At 70.1% G+C, this 20,324-nt stretch carries 18 protein-coding genes; 15 read left to right on the top strand and 3 right to left on the bottom strand.

All coding sequences use genetic code 11. The annotated features are described in order from the left end of the window. Nucleotides 1–297 precede the first annotated feature (297 nt). Nucleotides 298–1,377, top strand: a complete 1,080-nt coding sequence (locus tag NR072_RS05895; protein ID WP_061867751.1) for a hypothetical protein — start codon at nucleotides 298–300, stop codon at nucleotides 1,375–1,377. A 96-nt stretch (nucleotides 1,378–1,473) separates the two neighbouring features. Here the strand turns inward: NR072_RS05895 and NR072_RS05890 are convergent, their stop codons facing one another. Next, a complete protein-coding gene (locus NR072_RS05890) occupies nucleotides 1,474–2,166 on the bottom strand; it encodes a TetR/AcrR family transcriptional regulator (RefSeq protein ID WP_061867750.1) in 693 nt (230 codons plus the stop codon). A 162-nt stretch (nucleotides 2,167–2,328) separates the two neighbouring features. On the opposite strand from NR072_RS05890, the gene NR072_RS05885 reads away from it, so the two are divergent. The 4 genes from NR072_RS05885 (at nucleotide 2,329) to NR072_RS05870 (ending at nucleotide 7,442) form a co-directional block, all read left to right on the top strand. Continuing rightward, nucleotides 2,329–3,861, top strand: coding sequence for an NAD(P)/FAD-dependent oxidoreductase (locus tag NR072_RS05885; RefSeq protein ID WP_061867749.1), 1,533 nt, complete (start codon nucleotides 2,329–2,331; stop codon nucleotides 3,859–3,861). 26 nt (nucleotides 3,862–3,887) lie between these two features. Then, the gene (locus NR072_RS05880) at nucleotides 3,888–5,549 is read left to right on the top strand and encodes an APC family permease (RefSeq protein ID WP_256836480.1); all 1,662 of its coding nucleotides are present in this window, start codon (nucleotides 3,888–3,890) and stop codon (nucleotides 5,547–5,549) included. After that, nucleotides 5,546–6,931, top strand: coding sequence for an NAD-dependent succinate-semialdehyde dehydrogenase (locus NR072_RS05875; RefSeq protein ID WP_060973868.1), 1,386 nt, complete (start codon nucleotides 5,546–5,548; stop codon nucleotides 6,929–6,931). The genes NR072_RS05880 and NR072_RS05875 overlap by 4 nt, the downstream gene beginning before the upstream one ends. 199 nt (nucleotides 6,932–7,130) lie before the next feature. Further along, on the top strand, nucleotides 7,131–7,442 hold the full coding sequence (locus NR072_RS05870) for a hypothetical protein (RefSeq protein WP_017487866.1): 312 nt from the start codon (nucleotides 7,131–7,133) through the stop codon (nucleotides 7,440–7,442). Nucleotides 7,443–7,520: 78 nt separating this feature from the next. On the opposite strand, the gene gabT is transcribed toward NR072_RS05870, so the two are convergent. Further along, complete coding sequence (gabT, locus tag NR072_RS05865; RefSeq protein WP_036316964.1) at nucleotides 7,521–8,843, bottom strand: 4-aminobutyrate--2-oxoglutarate transaminase; 1,323 nt, start codon at nucleotides 8,841–8,843, stop codon at nucleotides 7,521–7,523. 145 nt (nucleotides 8,844–8,988) lie between these two features. On the opposite strand from gabT, the gene NR072_RS05860 reads away from it, so the two are divergent. The 5 genes from NR072_RS05860 (at nucleotide 8,989) to NR072_RS05840 (ending at nucleotide 14,582) form a co-directional block, all read left to right on the top strand. Further along, nucleotides 8,989–9,897, top strand: a complete 909-nt coding sequence (locus NR072_RS05860; protein ID WP_230282412.1) for a LysR family transcriptional regulator — start codon at nucleotides 8,989–8,991, stop codon at nucleotides 9,895–9,897. A 130-nt stretch (nucleotides 9,898–10,027) separates the two neighbouring features. Continuing rightward, on the top strand, nucleotides 10,028–10,963 hold the full coding sequence (locus NR072_RS05855) for an Ig-like domain-containing protein (protein ID WP_256836479.1): 936 nt from the start codon (nucleotides 10,028–10,030) through the stop codon (nucleotides 10,961–10,963). A gap of 289 nt (nucleotides 10,964–11,252) precedes the next feature. After that, a complete protein-coding gene (locus tag NR072_RS05850) occupies nucleotides 11,253–12,140 on the top strand; it encodes a class F sortase (RefSeq protein WP_256836478.1) in 888 nt (295 codons plus the stop codon). A gap of 122 nt (nucleotides 12,141–12,262) precedes the next feature. After that, the gene (locus tag NR072_RS05845) at nucleotides 12,263–13,333 is read left to right on the top strand and encodes a DUF305 domain-containing protein (protein WP_036338927.1); all 1,071 of its coding nucleotides are present in this window, start codon (nucleotides 12,263–12,265) and stop codon (nucleotides 13,331–13,333) included. 205 nt (nucleotides 13,334–13,538) lie between these two features. After that, nucleotides 13,539–14,582, top strand: a complete 1,044-nt coding sequence (locus tag NR072_RS05840) for a hypothetical protein (RefSeq protein WP_036338930.1) — start codon at nucleotides 13,539–13,541, stop codon at nucleotides 14,580–14,582. Nucleotides 14,583–14,591: 9 nt separating this feature from the next. Here NR072_RS05840 and NR072_RS05835 read toward each other — a convergent pair whose 3' ends face one another. Further along, nucleotides 14,592–14,897 carry a GNAT family N-acetyltransferase gene (locus NR072_RS05835; RefSeq protein WP_095354181.1) on the bottom strand — a complete coding sequence of 102 codons (306 nt, stop codon included), beginning with the start codon at nucleotides 14,895–14,897 and terminating at the stop codon, nucleotides 14,592–14,594. A gap of 411 nt (nucleotides 14,898–15,308) precedes the next feature. Between NR072_RS05835 and nrdH the strand changes: the two genes are divergently transcribed. From nrdH to nrdF, 5 genes are read left to right on the top strand one after another with little or no spacing between them, the layout of a single operon-like run. Beyond that, the gene (nrdH, locus tag NR072_RS05830) at nucleotides 15,309–15,554 is read left to right on the top strand and encodes a glutaredoxin-like protein NrdH (RefSeq protein WP_036313172.1); all 246 of its coding nucleotides are present in this window, start codon (nucleotides 15,309–15,311) and stop codon (nucleotides 15,552–15,554) included. 11 nt (nucleotides 15,555–15,565) lie between these two features. Then, nucleotides 15,566–16,033 (top strand): class Ib ribonucleoside-diphosphate reductase assembly flavoprotein NrdI, encoded by a 468-nt coding sequence (gene nrdI / locus NR072_RS05825; protein ID WP_004167610.1) that lies wholly within the window; start codon nucleotides 15,566–15,568, stop codon nucleotides 16,031–16,033. 47 nt (nucleotides 16,034–16,080) lie between these two features. Continuing rightward, a complete protein-coding gene (gene nrdE, locus NR072_RS05820; RefSeq protein ID WP_186299924.1) occupies nucleotides 16,081–18,207 on the top strand; it encodes a class 1b ribonucleoside-diphosphate reductase subunit alpha in 2,127 nt (708 codons plus the stop codon). Nucleotides 18,208–18,258: 51 nt separating this feature from the next. Then, nucleotides 18,259–19,242 carry a toll/interleukin-1 receptor domain-containing protein gene (locus NR072_RS05815; protein ID WP_256836475.1) on the top strand — a complete coding sequence of 328 codons (984 nt, stop codon included), beginning with the start codon at nucleotides 18,259–18,261 and terminating at the stop codon, nucleotides 19,240–19,242. A gap of 35 nt (nucleotides 19,243–19,277) precedes the next feature. Beyond that, nucleotides 19,278–20,264: a class 1b ribonucleoside-diphosphate reductase subunit beta gene (gene nrdF, locus NR072_RS05810; protein ID WP_256836474.1), complete on the top strand. Its 987-nt coding sequence runs from the start codon at nucleotides 19,278–19,280 to the stop codon at nucleotides 20,262–20,264. The last annotated feature ends 60 nt before the right edge of the window (nucleotides 20,265–20,324 follow it).

The following is a 20,324-nucleotide window of genomic DNA, read 5'->3' as shown; positions in this document are numbered from 1 at the left end:
CGCGTCTGCATGGCATGCAGAAGGTCAGGGGTTCGAATCCCCTTACCTCCACCAGGCAGAAGGCCCGGTCCATACGGACCGGGCCTTCGTTGTCGTGACGGCGGGCTCGCCGTCGAGACCCGCCGGTCACGGCCGGGTTGTGGTCCAGCGTGGATCAGGCATCGGCGTCGCACAGCCCTTTCACGGCAGGCTCTGGGCGGACAGACTCGAAGCATCCCCACCCGTGGAGCCCGGAACACCGGTGCTGCAGAGGCGGGGGCAGCCGGTTCCGACCGGCCGACTCGGTGAGGAGCTGCCATGTCCGTCATCCGTACCCGTCGTCCCTCCCTCCGTCACCTGCCCGCCGCCGTCGCCGCCGCCGGCCTCAGCACCGCCGTCGCCCTCGCCGGCCCCGCCGCCGCCTGGGACAACGCCCACGGCCCCCAGGCCGGCTACTTCCAGGCCGTCGACCACGAGAACGTCACCACCGCCTTCTTCCAGACCTACGACGGCTACGACCCGGAGGACCTCACGCTCACGCTCACCCCGGTGGCCGAGGACGGCACCCGCCTGGAGGGCGGCCAGGAGGTCGAGTTCACCGCCCTTGACGTCATCGACGGCGGTGCGGTGGACGTCCTCGAGACCCGCCGCGCGCTCGGCGCGGCCGGTGCAGGCCTGGTGCGGTACGACGTCGTGGCCGACGGGCAGATGCTGAACATGGGCATCACGCTCCAGGCGGACACCGACCTCGCCGACGATCAGGGGGCGGCCGTGCACTCCGTCGACGGCCCGCAGATGGCCCACCTCGGGGACCGGCCCCTGGCCTGGGACTCGGCCATGCAGTTGGCACCCGGGGTGGCGGGCGCCGAGATCGTCCACCTGGTCGCCGCGCCGACGATGGAGAACACCTACGCGGCGGTCGTGGCCGAGCCGGCCCACGGTGAGGTCTTCGCGTTCCGTGACTCGGAGCACTCCGAGCTCCGTGCCTGGTACATCCCCGAGAAGGGCTTCGTCGGCACGGACACCTTCACCGTCGACTTCCACAGCGATCACGTCGCCCATGTCCAGACCGTCACCGTGCACGTCGGCGAGGAGATCCCCGCCGCGTACGACGGCTTCCTCGATGCCGAGGACGGCGTCCTCAACGGGACACCGCTCGACCTGACCGACCCGGACACCGCCGAGGCGCTCGCCGCGTTCCGGGGCGACGAGGCCGCCCCGGCTCCGGAGGGCGCGGAGAAGCAGCCCGCTCCGGTCGAGGACGACGCCGACGAGCAGCACACGACCCCGGACACCGTCGAGACGGGGCAGTCCACCGGCTGGTGGCTGGCCGGCCTCGGCGCCGCCGCCGCGGGGGTGCTGGTCGCGGCCCGCCGTCGTCTGGGCCTGACCGACTGACAGCCCGCCGCGCACAGATCCGTCGACGCGCCGCCCCTCTCGCACAGAGGGGCGGCGCGTCCGTGTCGGCCTGACACGCGGCCGGCAGTCCGCGGGTCAGTCGCCGAGGCCCGCCAGCAGCAGGTCCAGTCCCTCCTCGAAGGGTGCGTCCGCGTAGGGGTTCCGCGCCCCCGTCGCGCGCGTGCCCCCGCCCGCCCGGAAGGCCTCGGCGGCCGCGCCGAGCGCGGGCAGGCGCTCCTGCGCCCCCGCCACCTCGAAGATGTCGGCCGGAGCGTCGACGTCGTACGCGGAACCGTAGATGAAGGACTCGAGCGCGATCACCCGGGCCAGCACCTGCTCCGGCGCCAGGCCGGTCCGGGCCAGCACCGCGCACACCGTCTCGTAGACCCGCTGCGTCGACGGGGCTCCCTCGATCGGCAGGGTGGCGATGAGCGGGATCAGCGGCGGATGGGCCGCGAAGACGTCCCGGTAGGAGCGTGCCCACGCCCGCAGGGCGGCGACGACGGGCGCCTCGCCCCGGATCGCGGCCTCCAGCTCGACGAGCGAGACCTCGCCCATCACGGCGTCCTGCAGCAGGACGAGCAGCTCGTGCTTGCCCCGGATGTGGTTGTAGAGCGCGCTCGGCGCCACGCCCAGGCGACGGCCGACCGCCGCCATGGTGAGCCCTTCGTATCCCTCGGTGCGGGCGACCGCGAGCGCCGCATCCGCGATCGCCTCGCGGCTCAGAGCGGGGGAGAGAGGTCGTCCGCGGCGGCGGCGCGTCCGGGGCGGTTCAGGGGTCTCGTCCATCCGGCCATTCTGACCCGTCGGACGGGCAGGAGGTGTCAGGCCGGCCACGGACCGGCCTTCCCTTCCCGGCGCGCGGCCCGTACAGTGAGCGCCGACACTCTAAATGAACGGCATTCACCCGGGCCCCGCCCGATGCCCCCGTCCCCGCCAGAGGAGCACCCCATGACCACCGCCCCCGCCACCGCCGGCCGCGAGCGCCGGACGAGCGACGTCGTCGTGATCGGCGCCGGCCCGGCCGGCCTCATGGCCGCCCGCACCGCGAAGGCCCAGGGCCTGTCCGTCACCGTCCTGGAGGCTCGCCGGCGCGTCGGCGGCCGCACCTGGAACGGCCTGGTCGAGGGCGCCGACGGCAAGGACCACTTCATCGAGATCGGCGGCCAGTGGATCTCCCCGGACCAGACCCGCCTCATCTCCCTGGTGGAGGAGCTCGGCCTGCCGACGTTCTCCCGCTTCCGCGACGGTCGCAACGTCTATGTGGACCCGCGCGGAGAACGCCACGTCTACGACGGCCTCGACTTCCCGGTGGCCGAGAAGACGGACCGGGAGATGGATCGCCTGATCGCCAAGATCGACGAACTGACCGCAGAGATCGACGCCGCCGCCCCGTGGGAGCACCCGCGGGCCGCCGAGCTGGACACGATCTCCTTCCGCCACTGGCTGGAACAGGAGTCGGACGACCCGGAGGCCATCGACAACGTCTCCATCTACATCGCCTCCGGCATGCTGACCAAGCCCTCCCACACCTTCTCCATGCTCCAGGCGCTGCTCATGGCCGCCTCGGCGGGGTCGTTCCGCAACCTGGTGGACGAGGACTTCATCCTGGACAAGCGCGTCGAGGGCGGCATGCAGTCCGTGTCCCTGGCCATGGCCGCCGAGCTGGGCGACGACGTCGTCCTCGGCCAGCCGGTGCGCACCCTGCGCTGGGCCGAGCCGGACCCGTCCACCGCGGACGAGAAGAACGGTGTGGCCGCGGACGTGCGCAACGGCGTGGCGCACGACGGCGCCGCCGGCGACGTCGTGGCGCTCACTGACGACTACGAGGTGCACGCCCGATACGCGGTCCTGGCCGTCCCGCCGAACCTCTACAGCCGCATCTCCTTCGAGCCGCCGCTGCCGCGCGAGCAGCAGATCGCGCACCAGCACATCTCCATGGGCCTGGTCATCAAGGTGCACGCCGTGTACGAGACCCCGTTCTGGCGCGAGGAGGGCCTGTCCGGCACGTGCTTCGGTGGCGGCCGTCTCGTCCAGGAGATCTATGACAACACCAACCGCGGCGAGAACCTGGCCGGTGGCGCCCCGGGCGAGGAGGACCCGCACGGCACCCTCGTCGGCTTCGTGTCCGACGTGTACGCGGAGCAGATGTGGGCCCTGCCGGAGGAGGAGCGCAAGGCCGCGATCCTCGGCGCCATGGCCGAGTACCTCGGCCCCCGGACCCTCAAGCCGATCGCGTTCTTCCTCTCGGACATGGCCGCCGAGGAGTGGACCCGAGGCGCCTACGCCACCAGCTACGACCTCGGCGGGCTCTCCCGCTGGGGCCACCTCCAGAACCGCCCGACCGGCCCCATCCACTACGCGTGCTCGGACATCGCCGCCGAGGGCTACCAGCACGTGGACGGCGCGATCCGCATGGGCGAGGCCGCCGCCCTGGCCATCGCCGAGCGGGAAGCCACCGACGCGGGGCAGCCCACCGGCTGACCGGCCCGACGGACAAGGACATCCTCATGAGCGCATCCACCCCACGACGCCGCGTCGTCGACAGCGAGGGACACGAGCACGTGTACCCGACCACCTCCGCCATCGAGCAGGTCAACCTGCTCAACCCGGGCGGGGTGAGCAATAAGGGGCTCCAGGCCGGCAAGGTCGGCCTGCTCGGGGCGGTGGTGATCGGCGTCTCCGTCGTCGCCCCCGCCTACACGTTGACCTCGGGCCTCGGGCCGACCATCAGCACCGTCGGCACCCACGTGCCCGCGATCCTGCTGCTCGGCTTCATCCCGATGCTCCTGGTGGCCCTCGGCTACCGGGCGCTGAACACGCGGGTGCCGGATTCCGGCACGTCCTTCACCTGGGCCACGCACGCCTTCGGGCCGTATGTCGGGTGGATGGGCGGCTGGGGGCTCATCGCCGCCTCCGTGATCGTGCTGTCCAACCTGGCGGCCGTCGCCGTCGACTTCACGTTCCTGCTGCTCGCCCAGATCACCGGGAGCCAGGCCATCGCGGACCTGGCCGGCAACCTGTGGGTCAACATCCCCCTGACCCTGGTGTATCTGGCCCTGGCCGGATGGATCTCGCACCGCGGCATGGAGACGACCAAGCACCTGCAGTACATCCTGGTGGCCTTCCAGATCCTGGCCCTCGGCGCGTTCGCCGTCGGCGCCCTGACGCAGTCCTCCCGTGGTGCGGGCTTCGACCCCACCCCGGTGCAGCTGGACTGGTTCAACCCGTTCACCGCGGGCGACTTCAGTGTGGTCGCGGCCGGCGTCTCCCTGTCCATCTTCCTGTTCTGGGGCTGGGACGTGACCCTCACGATGAACGAGGAGACCAAGGACCCCGAGCGCACCCCCGGCCGGGCCGCCGCCGTCACGGTGTTCGTCATCATCGCCGTCTACATCCTGTCCGCCCTGGCCGTGATCTCCTGGGCGGGCATCGGCTCCGAGGGCCTGGGCGCGGGCAATCCGGACAACCAGGAGTCGATCTTCGCGGTCCTCGCCGGCCCGATCCTGGGCCCCTTCGCCGTGATCATGTCCAGCGCGATCCTCGTCAGCTCCCTGGCCTCCCTGCAGTCCACCATGGTCTCCCCGGCCCGCACCCTGCTGGCGATGGGCTTCTACCGGGCCGTGCCCGCGCGCTTCGCCGAGCTGAGCCCCCGGTTCAACAGCCCGGCCTTCGCGACCTGGGTGTGCGCGGGCCTCGCCGGCCTCTTCTACGTCGTCACGCGGCTGCTCTCCGAGAACGCCCTGTGGGACACCATCACCGCCCTGGGCCTGATGATCTGCTTCTACTACGGCATCACCGCCCTGGCCTGCGTCTGGTACTTCCGCCGCGAGTGGTTCACCTCGGTGGGCAACGCCCTCACCACCTTCCTGTTCCCGCTGATCGGCGGCCTCGTGCTGCTGGTGATGTTCTGCGTGACCGCGCTGGACTCCACCGACCCCGACTACGGCTCCGGCTCGTCCGTGTTCGGCGTGGGCACGGTGTTCATCCTGGGCATGGGCGTGCTGGCCATCGGCGTGGTACTGATGATGTGGACGCGGTTGCGTCACCCGGCCTACTTCCGTGGCGAGACCCTGCCGCAGACGGACTCGACCCGACCCATCCCGATCATCCGTCCGGACGACGACGGCACTGCCGTGGTCCGGGACCCGAACGAGAGGACCCACTCATGAGCACCCCCACCGGCTATCGCGTGCAGGACCCCAGCACCGACCAGGTCGTGGAGACCTTCCCCGCCCTCGCCGACGGTGAGGTCGACCAGGTGCTGGCCGCCGCCGAGACCGCCCAGCGCGCATGGGCCGCCCGCCCCATCGAGGAACGCGCCACCATCGTGCAGAAGGTCGCGGACCTCTTCGAGGAGCGCAAAGACGAGCTCGCGCAGATCATCGCCACCGAGATGGGCAAGCGCGTGACCGAGGGCGTCGAGGAGGCGGAGTTCAGCTCGGCCATCTTCGGCTACTTCGCGGACAAGGGCCCCACCCTCGCCGCGGACCGCCCCATCGAGACCTACGGGGGCGGCCGCGCCATGATCCGCCACCTGCCCCTGGGTGTGCTGCTGGGCGTCATGCCGTGGAACTTCCCGTACTACCAGATCGCCCGTTTCGCCGCGCCGAACCTCATGCTCGGCAACGCGATCGTGCTCAAGCACGCCGAGATCTGCCCGCGCTCGGCCCTGGCCGTGCAGCAGATCATGGACGACGCCGGCGTGCCGGCCGGCGTGTACACCAACGTGTTCGCCACGCACGACCAGATCGCCGAGTTCATCGCCGACCCGCGCGTGGCCGGCGTCTCCCTGACCGGCTCCGAGCGGGCCGGCTCCGTGATCGGCGCGCTCGCGGGCCAGCACCTCAAGAAGGCCGTCCTCGAGCTCGGCGGGTCGGACCCGTACATCGTGCTCGACGCCGAGGATCCGGCCGAGGCCGCCCGCACCGCGTGGGCGACCCGCATGTACAACATGGGCCAGGCCTGCAACTCCAACAAGCGCATGATCGTCTCGGCGGACATCCATGACGCCTTCGTGGCCGAGCTGGTGTCCCTGGCCGAGGCCATGAAGCCCGGGGAGGCCGCCGACGAGGACCCGACGGTGTTCACCCCGCTGTCCTCGCGCGGTGCCGCCGAGGGCCTGGCCGAGCAGGTGGAGCGGGCCCGTCAGCAGGGCGCGACCGTCCACGTCGGCGGGACCGTCACGGACGAGGCGGGCGCCCGCTTCGCCCCGGCCGTGATCACGGGCGTCACCTCCGAGATGGACGCCTACCGCGAGGAGCTCTTCGGCCCCGTCGCCGTCGTCTACAAGGTGGAGTCCGCGGACGAGGCGCTCGCTCTCGCCAACGACTCCCAGTACGGCCTGGGCGGCGCCGTGTTCTCCCAGGACGAGGCTCAGGCCGAGCGGATCGCCCGGCAGCTCGAGGTCGGCATGGCCAACGTCAACACGCCGGCGGGAGAAGGGGCGGAGATCCCGTTCGGCGGCATCAAGCGCTCCGGCTTCGGCCGCGAGCTCGGCCCGCTCGGCATGGACGAGTTCGTCAACAAGCAGATGTACTTCGTCCAGGACTGACACCCCACGACGACGACGGGCCCGCCTCCGGTGACCGGAGGCGGGCCCGTCCGCGTCCCGCCGGCGTGGCGGGAGCGATGGGTCAGCGACGCGCCTGCCGCACAGCGGGTTCTAGGCTGGCGCGCCCTTGTCCCTTCATCCGGGGCGTGGCCATCATGGAGCGGATCCCCGTCGAGAACTGCAGAATCGAGAATGTCTGATGTACCCCACCCCCATGACCTTCGACGTGGCGCGTGCCGGCCGCGCTCTCGCCCAGGTCAGTGTCCGCACCCTGGCCACCGCGGCAGGCCTCGAGAAGGAGCAGCTGCGCCGCTTCGAGAAGGGGCTGGCCGACCTGCGGGTGGACGAGCGTCTGCGTCTGGAGAAGGCCCTGCGGAAGTACGGCGTCGGGCTGGTCCCGGAGGACGAGTTCGGCGGCACGGGGGTCCGCCGGATCTTCACCGCCGAGAAGTCCCGGCGCCTCGAGGCCCTGGAGAACGAAGGCGGCCCCGCGTACGAGGACGACATCTGAGTCCTCCACCGACAGGCGGACGGCCCCGCATCCCGGGCAGGGATGCGGGGCCGTCGTCGGTCCGCCGGTGGCGGGGGCTCAGGCGGACTGCAGCGCCTTCGTGACCTCGCTCAGGCCCTCCTTGAGGAGGTCTTCACCGATGGTCAGCGGCGGCAGGAAGCGGACGACGTTGCCGTAGGTGCCGCAGGTGAGCAGGATGACGCCGGCGGCGCGCACGGCCGCGGCCACGGTGGCGGTCAGCGTCGCGTCCGGCTCGCCGGTGGCGGGGTCCACGAACTCGATCGCCATCATCGCGCCGCGGCCGCGGACCTCGGCGATGCGGTCGTCGGCGTTCTGCGCGAAGTGCTCGCGGATGACCTGCTCGATCCGGCGGGCCTTCTCCAGGAGACCGTCCTCCTCGACGGCCTCGAACACGGCGAGCGCCGCCGCCGTGGCGACGGGGTTGCCGCCGTAGGTGCCCCCGAGGCCGCCCGGGTGCACGGAGTCCATCACCTCGGCGCGGCCGGTGACGCCGGAGAGCGGCATGCCGCCGGCGATGCCCTTGGCGGTCGCCATCAGGTCCGGCTCGATGCCCTCGGTCTCGGAGGCGAACCAGGCGCCGGTGCGGGCGATGCCGGACTGGACCTCGTCCGCGATGAACAGGACGTCGTTGGCCTTGCACCACTCGACCACGGCCGGCAGGAAGCCCTCGGCCGGGACGATGAAGCCGCCCTCGCCCTGGATCGGCTCCATGATCACGGCGGCCAGGTTGTCGGCACCGATCTGCTTCTCCAGCGCGGAGATGGCGCGCTGCGCGGCCTCGGCGCCGGACAGACCGTCCCGCAGCGGGTAGGAACCGGGAACGCGGTAGATCTCGGGGGCGAACGGTCCGAAGCTGTGCTTGTAGGGCATGGACTTGGCGGTCAGCGCCATCGTCAGGGTGGTGCGGCCGTGATAGGCGTGGTCGAACGCGGCCACGGCCTGCTTGCCGGTGTAGGCGCGGGCCACCTTGACGGCGTTCTCCACGGCCTCGGCGCCGGAATTGAACAGGGCGGTGCGGGTCTCGCCGGGGATCGGGCTGGTGCGGTCCAGCTGCTCGGCCACGGCCACGTAGCCCTCGTAGGGCGTGATCATGAACGAGGTGTGGGTGAACTGCGCGACCTGCTCCTGGACGGCGGCCACGACGCGCGGGTGGGAGGCGCCCACGGAGGTGACGGCGATGCCGGAGGCCAGGTCGATCAGGCGGTTGCCGTCCACGTCCTCGAGGATGCCGCCCGCGGCGCGGGCCGCGTACACCGGCATCGTGGTGGCCACGCCGGCTGGGACGGCGCGCTTCTGGCGCTCGGCGAGCTCACGGGAGCGTGGGCCGGGCAGCTCGGTGGCCAGATGGCGGGTCTGCTCGAGGTCGGGGGTGGCGGTCATGGGGATGCCTCCTGGGGACGGCTCACGGGGAGCGGGGACGACGGGTGGGCACGACGACGACGCGTCGGGCCGCGTCCTCCCATGGTGGGGCGTCGAGGCCATGCCGTCCAGTGATGATCCGGCATGGAGGCTATGCTTATCCGGCATGGAGGAGAAACTACTCAGGGCCTTCGTCACGGTGGCCGAGGTCGGCACGGTCTCGGGGGCCGCGATCCGCCTGGATCTCGTGCAGTCCGCGCTCAGTCGGCAGCTGCAGCGGCTTCAGCGTGAGCTGCGCCTGCCACTGTTCGCCCGGGTCGGCGGCCGGCTCGAGCTGACGACGGCCGGCGAGGCGTTCCTCCCGGTGGCGCGCGAGGTCCTCGTCGCCCATCGCCGGGCGGAGCAGGCGGCCCGCACGCTCGCCTCCGGTCGGCTCACGGACGTGGCCGTGGCCGCACCGGGCACCACCCTCATCGACGTCGTGCTGCCGTTCGTGGCCACCTTCGGGGAGGAGGACCCGCGCCCGCGCGTAGCGGAGACCCAGCTGGACGACTCGCTGCTCGACGCCGTCGCGCGGCACGACCTCGTGGTGATGCCGACGGTGCCGCCGCCCTCCGTCGCGTCGCTGCCGCTGATGGACCTGCCGGTCTGGGCGTACGTCGCCCCGGGCCACCCCTGGGCGGGCCGGACGCGAGTGTCCCTCAACGAGCTCGTGGCCCAACCCGTCGTCGCGCCCGCCCGCACCTTCATGGCGCGGCGCGTCCTCGACGGCGCCGTGGCCGTGGCGGGCCTCACGCCGCCGGCCCTCACCGAGGCGAACTCCGGGCGGGTGGCCCAGGCCCTGGTCGCGACGGGGGCGGGCGTCGCCGTCGTCACCGAGGACCCGGCCTTCGGGCTGACGCCGGTGCGGGTCATCGCGCAGGGGCGGACGCTCGCGGTACGACTGCACGCGGCGTGGCGGGAGGACCACTTCGCCGCCGAGACGCTGCAGGCGCTCGCCCGTCGCCTGCAGGCCTTCGTCCGGGACCGCTATGCCGAGCCCGGGGATGTGGCGTCTCACATGAAGAGTGAGTGAACTCGGCGGCTGTGGACAGGCGGAGCTCAACAGATGCACATGTGACAGATAGGGTCGAGATGTCCGTGACCCCCATCACCTGCCCCCGCCCCGGGTGACCCACGCCCGCGCCGCCGAACCAGAGGACCCCATGTCCCTGCAGTTCCCCGCCCGCCTGTCCGCCGCCGCCCTCGGTGCCGCCGTCCTCGTCGGCGTCGCCGCCGCCCCGGCCCACGCCGCCACCTGGACGCCCGAGCACGGCACCCCGTCCGGCACGTTCGTCAGCGCCGACGGCGACCTGATGGAGTTCGTCCTCTACGACAACTTCGCGACCGAGGACATCCGCGCCGTCGTCGTCACCGCGTCGGGGGAGGAGACCGAGATCCAGGTCGACTTCATCACCGAGGACGACATGGGCGCCGTGTTCCTGCACGACATCGAGCAGGCCCTCGGCGGCGACCTGGCGCAGCCCTACGAGGTGCATGTCTACGGCGCCGGCCAGCTCGCCTTCGGCGCGGCCTTCGCCGCCGACGGCACCATGACCCCGATCGAGGCCGAGGAGTTCATCCCGTTCGAGGACTGGGCCGAGGTCGCCACGTGGCGCGTCTACACGGACCAGAACGCGACCGTCGTCGAGTCCCTCGTGACCGAGGACGGCGGCGTGCCGAGCCCGATCGACGCCGAGCTCACCGTGGCGCCGCAGCACGGCACCGTCGAGATCGGCGGGACCTCCTTCGGCTACACCCCGGAGAAGGACTTCCTCGGGACCGACACCTTCACCGTGGTGATGACCGCGAACGGCGTCACCCGCACGGTCGAGTTCACGGTCGAGGTGCTCGACCTGCCGGGCGACTCCACGCCCACCCCGATCGACCCGGCGCCCGCCCCCGAGCCGCAGCCCGAGCCCGAGCCCGAGCCGGCTCCGGAACCCGAGCCGGCTCCGGAACCCGAGCCGGCTCCGGAACCCGAGCCCGCCCCGGAGGAGCCGGTCGATCCGGCCCCCGCCCCCGAGGAGCCCGCCGAGCCCGAGCAGCCGGCCGAACCGGTCGTCGACGAGGGCGAGCCCGCGGCCCCGGCTCCCGAGTAGCCGGCCGAGGACGGCCACACCGTCCCGGACACGGTCGAGACCGGCAACGGCTCCGCGTGGGGCCTGGCCGCCATCGGCGCCCTGGCCGCCGGCGTTCTGGTGCGCCTGCGCCGCACCTTCGGCCTGGCCTGAGCCCGCACCGAGGCGGCCGGGGCGCACCCGCGTCCCGGTCGCCTCGGCCATCCCGAACGGACGACGCGCCGGGCCGAGGCCGGAGCGCGTGAGACCATGCCGTCGTCGGACGCGGCCCCGGGCGGGCCGCGTCGATGCACACGAGGGGAGAACCCGGATGAACACCACCGTCCGACGCGCCCTGTGGGTGGTCCTGGTGCTGCTGTGCCTGGGACTCGTGTTCCTCGCGCTGCGCGGGGTGCTGGCGGTCGGCGCCGTGCCGATCAGCGCCGCCCCCACCCTCAGCGCCACGGCGTCCGCGACCCCGTCGCCGTCGCCGTCGCCGTCCTCGGCACGCTTCACGCCCAGCCCCGCAACGACGGCCACCCCGACCCCGACGCCGAGCCCGTCCTCGGCGTCACCCACGCGGGAGGCGGCGGTTCCCGTCGAGACCCAGGAGCTCGCCGGCACACCCACGCCGTCCGAGGAGCCGACCCCCACCGAGGAGCCGGCACCGTCCGAGGAGCCGACCCCCGCCGCGGCCGCCCACCTCTCCGGCCCCGCCGCCCCGTGGGACGAGGTCACGGCGACGCCCGTGCACGTGGACGTCCACCAGGACGGCGAGCAGATCGTCGGAGCGGGGATCGACCTCACGCAGTTGGATGAGGGCGGCGACCTGGACCCGGAGCCACAGACGGTCGGCTGGTACGGCCCGCCGCAGTGGGGCACCACGCCGGGGGAGCGGTCCCGGTACGCGGGGGTCCTGGCCGGGCACGTCGTCTACCACGGCGTGCGGGACGTGTTCTGGAACCTGGGCGACGTGCGCGCGGGTGCCGTCGTCGTGGTGACATACGACGACGGCACGCAGGCCGCCTTCGAGGCGGACGCGGACGCGGTCTCGGTGGAGAAGGAGGCGCTCACCCAGGATCCGTCGCACCGCTGGGCATGGGAGCCCGGGGGCGACGACGCGAAGGTCACGCTGATCACGTGCGACCTCGTGCCGGGCACCGGGATGGCCGGGAACGCCTTCAACAACTGGGTGGTGCAGGCCACCCGCGTCGCCTGAGGCCGCGGCGACCCCGGGGCCGGGAGGCCGGAGGGGTACCCTGGGGAGGCCGGGGCGGCCGACCGCGTCGGACCGCCCTTGACCCCGTGACCGGGTGACGACCGCCGAGAGGACCTGCGCCCATGAGCCGAGCCGACATCGCCCCCGCCCGCGTGCACCCCCGCCGCTGGAGCGTGGCCGTCGGAGGGGCGCTCCTGAGCATCACCCTGGCCACCGGCGGCTGCAGCGTCGCCGAGGAGCCCGGACAGACCGGTGGCACGGAGGCGGGGAACACCTACCTGGAGGGCGTGCTGGCCAGCCCCAGCCAGACGTCCGCCGACCCGCTCGCGGCGGACATCCAGTTCGCGGGTCTGCTGCTGCGCAACCACCGCGACGCGATCCAGCAGTCCGATCAGGTGCTGGGCAAGGACGGCGTGGACCAGGAGATCCGGGCCACCGCCGAACGGATGAAGTCCGAGCACGAGGAGCGGGCGGGCCGGCTCGAGTCGATGCTCGAGGGCTGGGGCGTCCCCTCGGATGACGTGCGCGGTGCGGGTGCCGAGGCGACCCCGTCTGCGCAGCCCGAGTCCACGGAGGACGCGGAGCCGGCGGAGATCGTGGGCGACGAGCTGCGCGCCGGACTCCTGTCCGACCGGGAGAAGAACGTGCTGGCCGCCGCCGAGCCGGAGGAGGCAGGACGGATCTACCTGCTCCAGATGCGCCGCCTCTATCAGGGCGCGCTGACGATCTCCGCCACGGAGGCGGAGGACGGCTCGGACGACGCGGCGAAGGAGCTGGCCTCCAGCGTGGTCGAGGGCCACCGCAAGGAGCTGGAGAGCTTGGCCGCGACGCTCGCGGAGATGGGCGTGATCGGGTCGAGCGGGGCGCGCACGGCGGAACCGTCCGGGTTCACCGGCCCCATCAAGATCGAGGGCACCGGCGCCGACGGCGGCTCCGTCCCCTCGGACTTCGTCCCGGAGCCGCTGCAGCGGGTGCGCAACTTCCGCGCCACCCAGAAGCCGGTGCTGCCGTCGTCGAGCTCGCCCAGTTCCTCCAGCGCGTCGGGCTCCGCCAGCGCGTCCGGCCGGGACGCCGAGGACCAGCGGGGGCGGGACACCGCATCGGCGAGCCCGTCGCCCAGCCCGGCCGACACGGCGCAGGCCACCCCGCGCCCCTCCTCCGGGGCAAGCCCCTCGCCCAGCGCATCCCGCTGACACACCGGCCGGCCGGGCGGCCCGATCCGCATCGCGCGTCGCCGTGACCGAGTCGATAGCGCTTCGTCACCGGATGGTGACCCGCCTCACGTCCGTGCGGCGTAGATTCGTGCCGACGCGGCGAGTGCGGCATCCGGTCGACCTCGGGCGTCCGAGCCGGAGAACCCTTCGGCCCGTCGCAGCACCGCACCCCTGGAGGAGCACGATGCGCACCGCCCGACCGACCCGCCTTGCCGCCGCCCTGGGCGCCGGCGTCCTTCTCACCGGCCTGGGGGCGACCCCTGCCCTCGCCTCACCCGCCCACCCCGCTGGATGGACCGCCGAGCACGGCCTGCCCGGCGGATCCTTCCTCGTGGCCGGCGCGGAGGGTGAGACCGGTGCCTCCTTCGGCACCGAGTTCGAGGTGGACGAGTCCGACGTCCGCCTGACGGTGGCTCCGGTGCTGGAGGGGGAGGCCCGCGGCGCCGAGACCGAGGTCCCGTTCACGTACGACGACGAGTTGGAGCGCGGTGACTTCGACGTCGCCGCGGCCCGGCGGAGCCTGGGCGAGTCGGGGACCGGTCCCGTCGTCTACACCCTCTACGTCCTGGGCGGCGAGGTGGCCGCCCTTACCTACGGTCCGGACGCCGACCTCACCGACGCTGACCCGGGCGAGCCGCTGCGCGCCGACCAGCGTCATGAGCTCGGCTTCCACATGCTCCCCACCGCCTGGGACACCACCCTGCTCGCGGCGCCGGGGGAGCGACACGTGTTCATCTCCTCGTACACGGGCGATGAGGCGGCGCCGCTGACGCTCGTCGCGGGCCCGGCCGAGGGTCGGGTCGTCGAGGTGACGGAGGAGGAGACCGGCGGGCCGCGCGGCTACGTGTACCAGGCGCCCGAGGGCTTCACCGGATCCGACACCGTCACCCTGCGGGCCACGAGGGACGGCGTGACGACGACGCGGACGGTGACCGTGCGGTTCGGCGATCCCCGCGTGGACCTCTACGACTGGGAGAACGGGCGGATCCCGGGGTTCGTGACCTTCCCCGTGGCCGGCCCGTTCGACGACGCTCCGGGCCAGCCGGCCGATCCCGACACTCCCACCTCGCCGGCGGAGCCCGAGACCCCTGCGGATCCGGCCGACGGCGAGCACACGGTGCCGGACACGGTCGAGACCGGGCGTGGTCCGGCGGCGTGGCCCGTCGCCGTCGCGGTGCTGGCCGCGGGCGTCCTGGCCGTGGTGCGCCGGCACCGCGTCGCGGCCTGACCGCGCCGGTCAGTGGGGCGCGAGCAGCGCGCTCTTCTCCGGGTGCTCGTCGAACCACTGGGCGACGTACCAGCACATCGGCACGATGCGGCGGCCCCCTGCGGGGCCGCCGTTCGTCGCGATGTCCTCGACGGCGCCCGCGGTCAGCGCGGCGGCGTGGCCCCGGCCGCGGTGCACCGGGATGGTGAACGCGCGGTTCAGGGAGACGGCCGCGCCGTTGTCCCGGAAGTCGAGGACGGCGAGCAGTGTGCCGCCGTCATGGAGCTCGTACCGGGATTCGGCGTCATTGCGGGTGACGGTGGGGGAGGTGCTCATGCCGGGGCAACCCCCGGTGGTCACGGGGTATTCCGACGCCGGTCGGCGGCGGGCTCCTACATGTAGTGGTCCGCGGGGGCCGGACACGCCGCCCGCGGACGTGGCGAACTCGACTTTCCGGCTGTGGGAACCCGGCCCCGAGATCTCCACCGGCTGTGGACAGTCGACCTCGGTCCCGGCGTGTCCCGCATGTCCGCGCGGATCGTCTCGCACAGCAGGGTGTGGACAGGATGGGCAGAGGGTGGGGATACGTAACTACAGCGGTGTGACTACTACATGTAGGGATGGTTCCCGGCTGTGATCACTAGATGTAGTATCGACGCAGATGTTCGGCACGCCCCGTGATTCACCTCGCGGGCGCCGCGCCGACACCCGCAGACCACCAGAGACCACGAAGGAACAGGGATCGCCATGACCGTCACCGTGTACACCAAGCCGGCCTGCGTGCAGTGCAACGCCACCTACCGTGCACTGGACAAGAAGGGCATCGCCTACGAGGTCGTGGACATGTCCCAGGACCCCGCCGCCCTCGAGCGCGTCCGTGCCCTCGGCTTCATGCAGGCCCCCGTCGTCGTCACCGAGACCGACTCCTGGTCCGGCTTCCGCCCGGACAAGATCGCCGAGCTCGCCGAGTCCGCCGCGGCATCGGTGGCCTGACCGGAGTCGACATGACCGTCGCCGCGGACCCGAGCCACATCCGCTCGGCCGAGGCGCAGGGGCTCGTCCCCACCGACGCGGGACTGATCTACTTCTCCTCCGCCTCCAACTACACGCACCGCTTCGTCGAGAAGCTCGAGCTGCCCGAGGACCGGGTGGCTCGACTGCCGTTGATCACCCGGGAGCCCACCCTCGGGGCCACCGCCCCGTACGTCCTGATGACCCCCACCTACGGCGGGGGCAGCGGGCCGGGCGCGGTCCCGAAGCAGGTGATCAAGTTCCTCAACGTCCCGGAGAACCGTCACTGGATTCGGGGTGTGATCGCGTCCGGGAACACCAACTTCCATGAGGGCTACTGCCTGGCCGGCTACATCATCTCCCGCAAGTGCCAGGTGCCCCTCATGTACAAATTCGAGCTGATGGGCACGCCCGACGACGTCGAACGCGTCCGTGGCGGCCTGGAAGGACTGTGGACATGACCATCACCGCACCCACCGAGGCGGACCTCATCCGCCAGGCGAAGAACATGCCCGCCGAGTGGCAGAACCTCGGCTATCACGAGCTCAACGCCATGCTGAACCTCTACGGCGCCGACGGTCGCATCCAGTTCGAGGCCGACCACGCGGCCGCGCGCCAGTACTTCCTGCAGCACGTCAACACCAACACGGTGTTCTTCCACGACCTGGAGGAGAAGCTCGACTACCTGCAGAAGAACGACTACTACGAGACCGAGACGTTCGAGCAGTACCCCTTCGAGTTCATCCGGGGCCTGTTCGATCGTGCCTACAAGGCCAAGTTCCGCTTCCCGACCTTCCTCGGCGCGTTCAAGTTCTACACCTCGTACGCCCTGAAGACCTTCGACGGCAAGCGCTACCTCGAGCGCTACGAGGACCGCGTCGCCGTCGTCGCCCTCCACCTGGCCCGGGGCGACCAGGAGCTGGCCACCCATCTGGTGGACGAGATGATCGCCGGCCGCTTCCAGCCAGCCACCCCCACGTTCCTCAACTCGGGCAAGAAGCAGCGCGGCGAGCTCGTCTCCTGCTTCCTGCTGCGCATCGAGGACAACATGGAGTCGATCGCCCGCGGCATCAACTCCGCCCTGCAGCTGTCCAAGCGCGGCGGCGGGGTGGCCCTCTCGCTGACCAACATCCGCGAGCACGGCGCGCCCATCAAGCAGATCGAGAACCAGTCCTCCGGCGTCATCCCCGTGATGAAGCTCCTCGAGGACTCCTTCTCCTACGCCAACCAGCTCGGCGCGCGCCAGGGCGCCGGCGCGGTGTACCTCAACGCGCACCACCCGGACATCCACCGCTTCCTCGACACCAAGCGCGAGAACGCGGACGAGAAGATCCGCATCAAGACCCTCTCCCTCGGCGTCGTGATCCCGGACATCACGTTCCAGCTGGCGAAGAAGAACGAGGACATGTACCTGTTCTCGCCGTACGACGTCGAGCGCGTCTACGGGGTGCCGTTCTCCGAGATCTCCGTGACCGAGAAGTACTACGAGATGGTCGACGACGCGCGGATCAAGAAGACCAAGATCAGCGCGCGTGAGTTCTTCCAGACCATCGCCGAGATCCAGTTCGAGTCCGGCTACCCGTACGTCGTGTTCGAGGACACCGTGAACGCCGCGAACCCGATCAAGGGCCGCATCACCATGTCCAACCTGTGCTCCGAGATCCTGCAGGTCTCCGAGGCCTCCGAGTACAACGAGGACCTGAGCTACGCCCACGTGGGCCAGGACATCTCGTGCAACCTCGGCTCGATGAACATCGCCAAGACCATGGACTCGCCGGACTTCGGCCGGTCCGTGGAGACCGCGATCCGTGCGCTGACGGCCGTGTCGGTCATGTCCGACATCCAGTCGGTGCCGTCCATCGCCAAGGGCAACGCGGCCTCCCACGCCATCGGCCTGGGGCAGATGAACCTCCACGGCTACCTGGCGCGCGAGCGCGTCCACTACGGCTCGGAGGAGGGCATCGACTTCACGAACATGTACTTCTACGCGGTGCTGTTCCACGCGCTGCGGGCCTCGAACCGGATCGCGATCGAGACCGGCCAGCGGTTCGGCGGGTTCGAGGACTCGAAGTACGCCTCGGGGGAGTTCTTCGACAAGTACACGGACCAGGAGTGGGCGCCCGCCACCGAGCGCGTCGCCGAGCTGTTCGCCGAGGCCGGGATCGCCCTGCCCACGCAGGACGACTGGCGTGAGCTGAAGGCCTCCGTCATGGAGTACGGCATCTTCAACCGCAACCTGCAGGCCGTCCCGCCGACGGGCTCGATCTCCTACATCAACAACTCGACCTCCTCGATCCACCCGGTGGCCTCGAAGATCGAGATCCGCAAGGAGGGCAAGCTCGGCCGCGTGTACTACCCGGCGCCGTACCTCACCAACGAGAACCTCGAGTACTACGAGGACGCGTACGAGATCGGCTACGAGAAGATCATCGACACGTACGCCGCGGCGACGCAGCACGTGGACCAGGGCCTGTCCCTGACGCTGTTCTTCAAGGACACGGCCACCACCCGTGACCTGAACCGCGCACAGATCTACGCGTGGAGGAAGGGCATCAAGACGATCTACTACATCCGCCTGCGCCAGCTCGCGCTGGAGGGCACCGAGGTCGAGGGCTGCGTGAGCTGCATGCTGTGAGCGACTAGTCTCATCACCCATCGGGTCGTCTATAAGGAATTGCGGGACGCTGTGGAATCTAGACCGAAGGTATTTGTCAGTCATGCCGGGGAGGATCAGCCCCGGTTTGTGGAGCAATTTTGTCGAGGTCTCATTTCGCGGGGGATTGATGCCTGGTTCTCAGGGTGGGAGATGAAGCCAGGCGACTCCCTGGTCGATAAGATTTTTAGCGGAATAGATTCGTCCAACGCTTTTGTGGTTGTGGTGAGTCGATATAGCTATGACAAGCCGTGGGTGCGGGAGGAGCTTGAAACTGCCGTAAATCGAAGCGTGAGGGAGGGGCGTGCTTATAGGATCATCCCGGTGGTCATTGACAAAGGGGTATCTGTTCCGACAGCTGTCTCTACCCGCCTCTGGGTAACGGCACATCTTCCGGAAGGTGAAGATAGCGCCGACCCGGTTTCGCATGCGGTTAGGGAAGTGGTGCGGGCCCTATCTGACGCCACAGAAAAGCCGCCCCTGGCTCCTTTTATTCCTTCGTCGATCCGTGTTTTAGAAAAGAATCATGACAGTGTGGATGATGCTGTCTTGTTCGAGCTTGCTACGCGATTCGATGAGACTAACCGCGGTGAGGCCTCTCTTGTGCTGGATGCCCAGACATTCGCTAGAGAGATCGCGCAGTCTGACCTCGCCATAGAGGAAGAGGAGGTAATGGAATCCATCTACTACCTCATTGACACTCATCAGGTGAAGGGTAGCTTGTGGGCGGGGGGAGGCGCGATGATTACAGATGTTTCATCATCAGCCTGGGAGACCTATGCGATTAAGTGTGGTATTGATCTGCGCGCTCTCGAAGTTCGCTTTCTGACCTATATCGTCAATGACGAATATACCCATGAGAAGGTGGTGGAAGACCTGCCCTCTCTAATGCTTAGGACGTTAGTTTTCGAGAACCTGAAGAGTCGCAAACTTATTAATGGAAGCATGTCCATGAGTGGACACTTTTATTCGCAGGGATATCGCCCCCTTGCGCGTCGATTTTTGAGAAGTAAATGAGTTTTTCAACCGGGAGAACAAAGGAGCTTATATTCATGACTGATCCCGCCCACGGACCCTCCGTCCAGAACCATCTCGTCGAGGCGGTCAACTGGAACCGCATTCAGGACGAGAAGGACGTGGAGGTGTGGAACCGCCTCGTCAACAACTTCTGGCTGCCGGAGAAGGTGCCGCTGTCCAACGACGTCCAGTCCTGGTCCCACCTCACGGACGAGGAGCGACTGCTCTCCATGCGCGTGTTCACGGGCCTGACGCTGCTGGACACGATCCAGGGCACCGTGGGCGCCGTCTCCCTCATCCCGGACGCCATGACCCCGCACGAGGAGGCCGTCCTCACGAACATCGCGTTCATGGAGTCGGTGCACGCGAAGTCGTACTCCTCGATCTTCTCCACGCTGGCCTCCACCCCGGAGATCGACGAGGCGTTCCGCTGGTCCCGGGAGAACCCGAATCTGCAGGCCAAGGCCCGCCTGATCGTGGAGCGCTATGACGGCCAGGACCCGTACAAGAAGAAGATCGCCTCCACCCTGCTCGAGTCCTTCCTCTTCTACTCGGGCTTCTACTGGCCCATGTACCTCTCCGCGCACGCCCGCCTCACCAACACCGCGGACCTGATCCGTCTGATCATCCGCGACGAGGCCGTGCACGGGTACTACATCGGCTACAAGTACCAGCGGAGCATCGAGACCCTGCCGGAGGAGAAGCGGGAGGAGCTCAAGGCGTTCACCTTCGAGCTGCTGTTCGAGCTGTACGAGAACGAGGTCGAGTACACCCATGACCTCTACGACGCCGTCGGCCTGGCCGAGGACGTGAAGAAGTTCCTGCACTACAACGCGAACAAGGCGCTGATGAACCTGGGCTACGAGCCCATGTTCCCGGCCGAGACCACGAACGTGAACCCCGCCATCCTCTCCGCACTCTCCCCGAACTCGGACGAGAACCACGACTTCTTCTCCGGATCCGGCTCCTCCTACGTGATCGGCAAGGCCGAGAACACCGAGGACGAGGACTGGGACTTCTGATCCCGTCCGCCTGAGGCCCTTGATGGGCCCCGCCGTCCGCAGGCCACCACGACGCCGGCC

It is taken from the genome of Micrococcus sp. Mcc89 (assembly GCF_024519795.1).
Taxonomy (GTDB): domain Bacteria; phylum Actinomycetota; class Actinomycetes; order Actinomycetales; family Micrococcaceae; genus Micrococcus; species Micrococcus luteus.
Note: the sequence above shows the minus strand (reverse complement) of the source record. Positions and strands in the feature narration are given on the sequence as shown.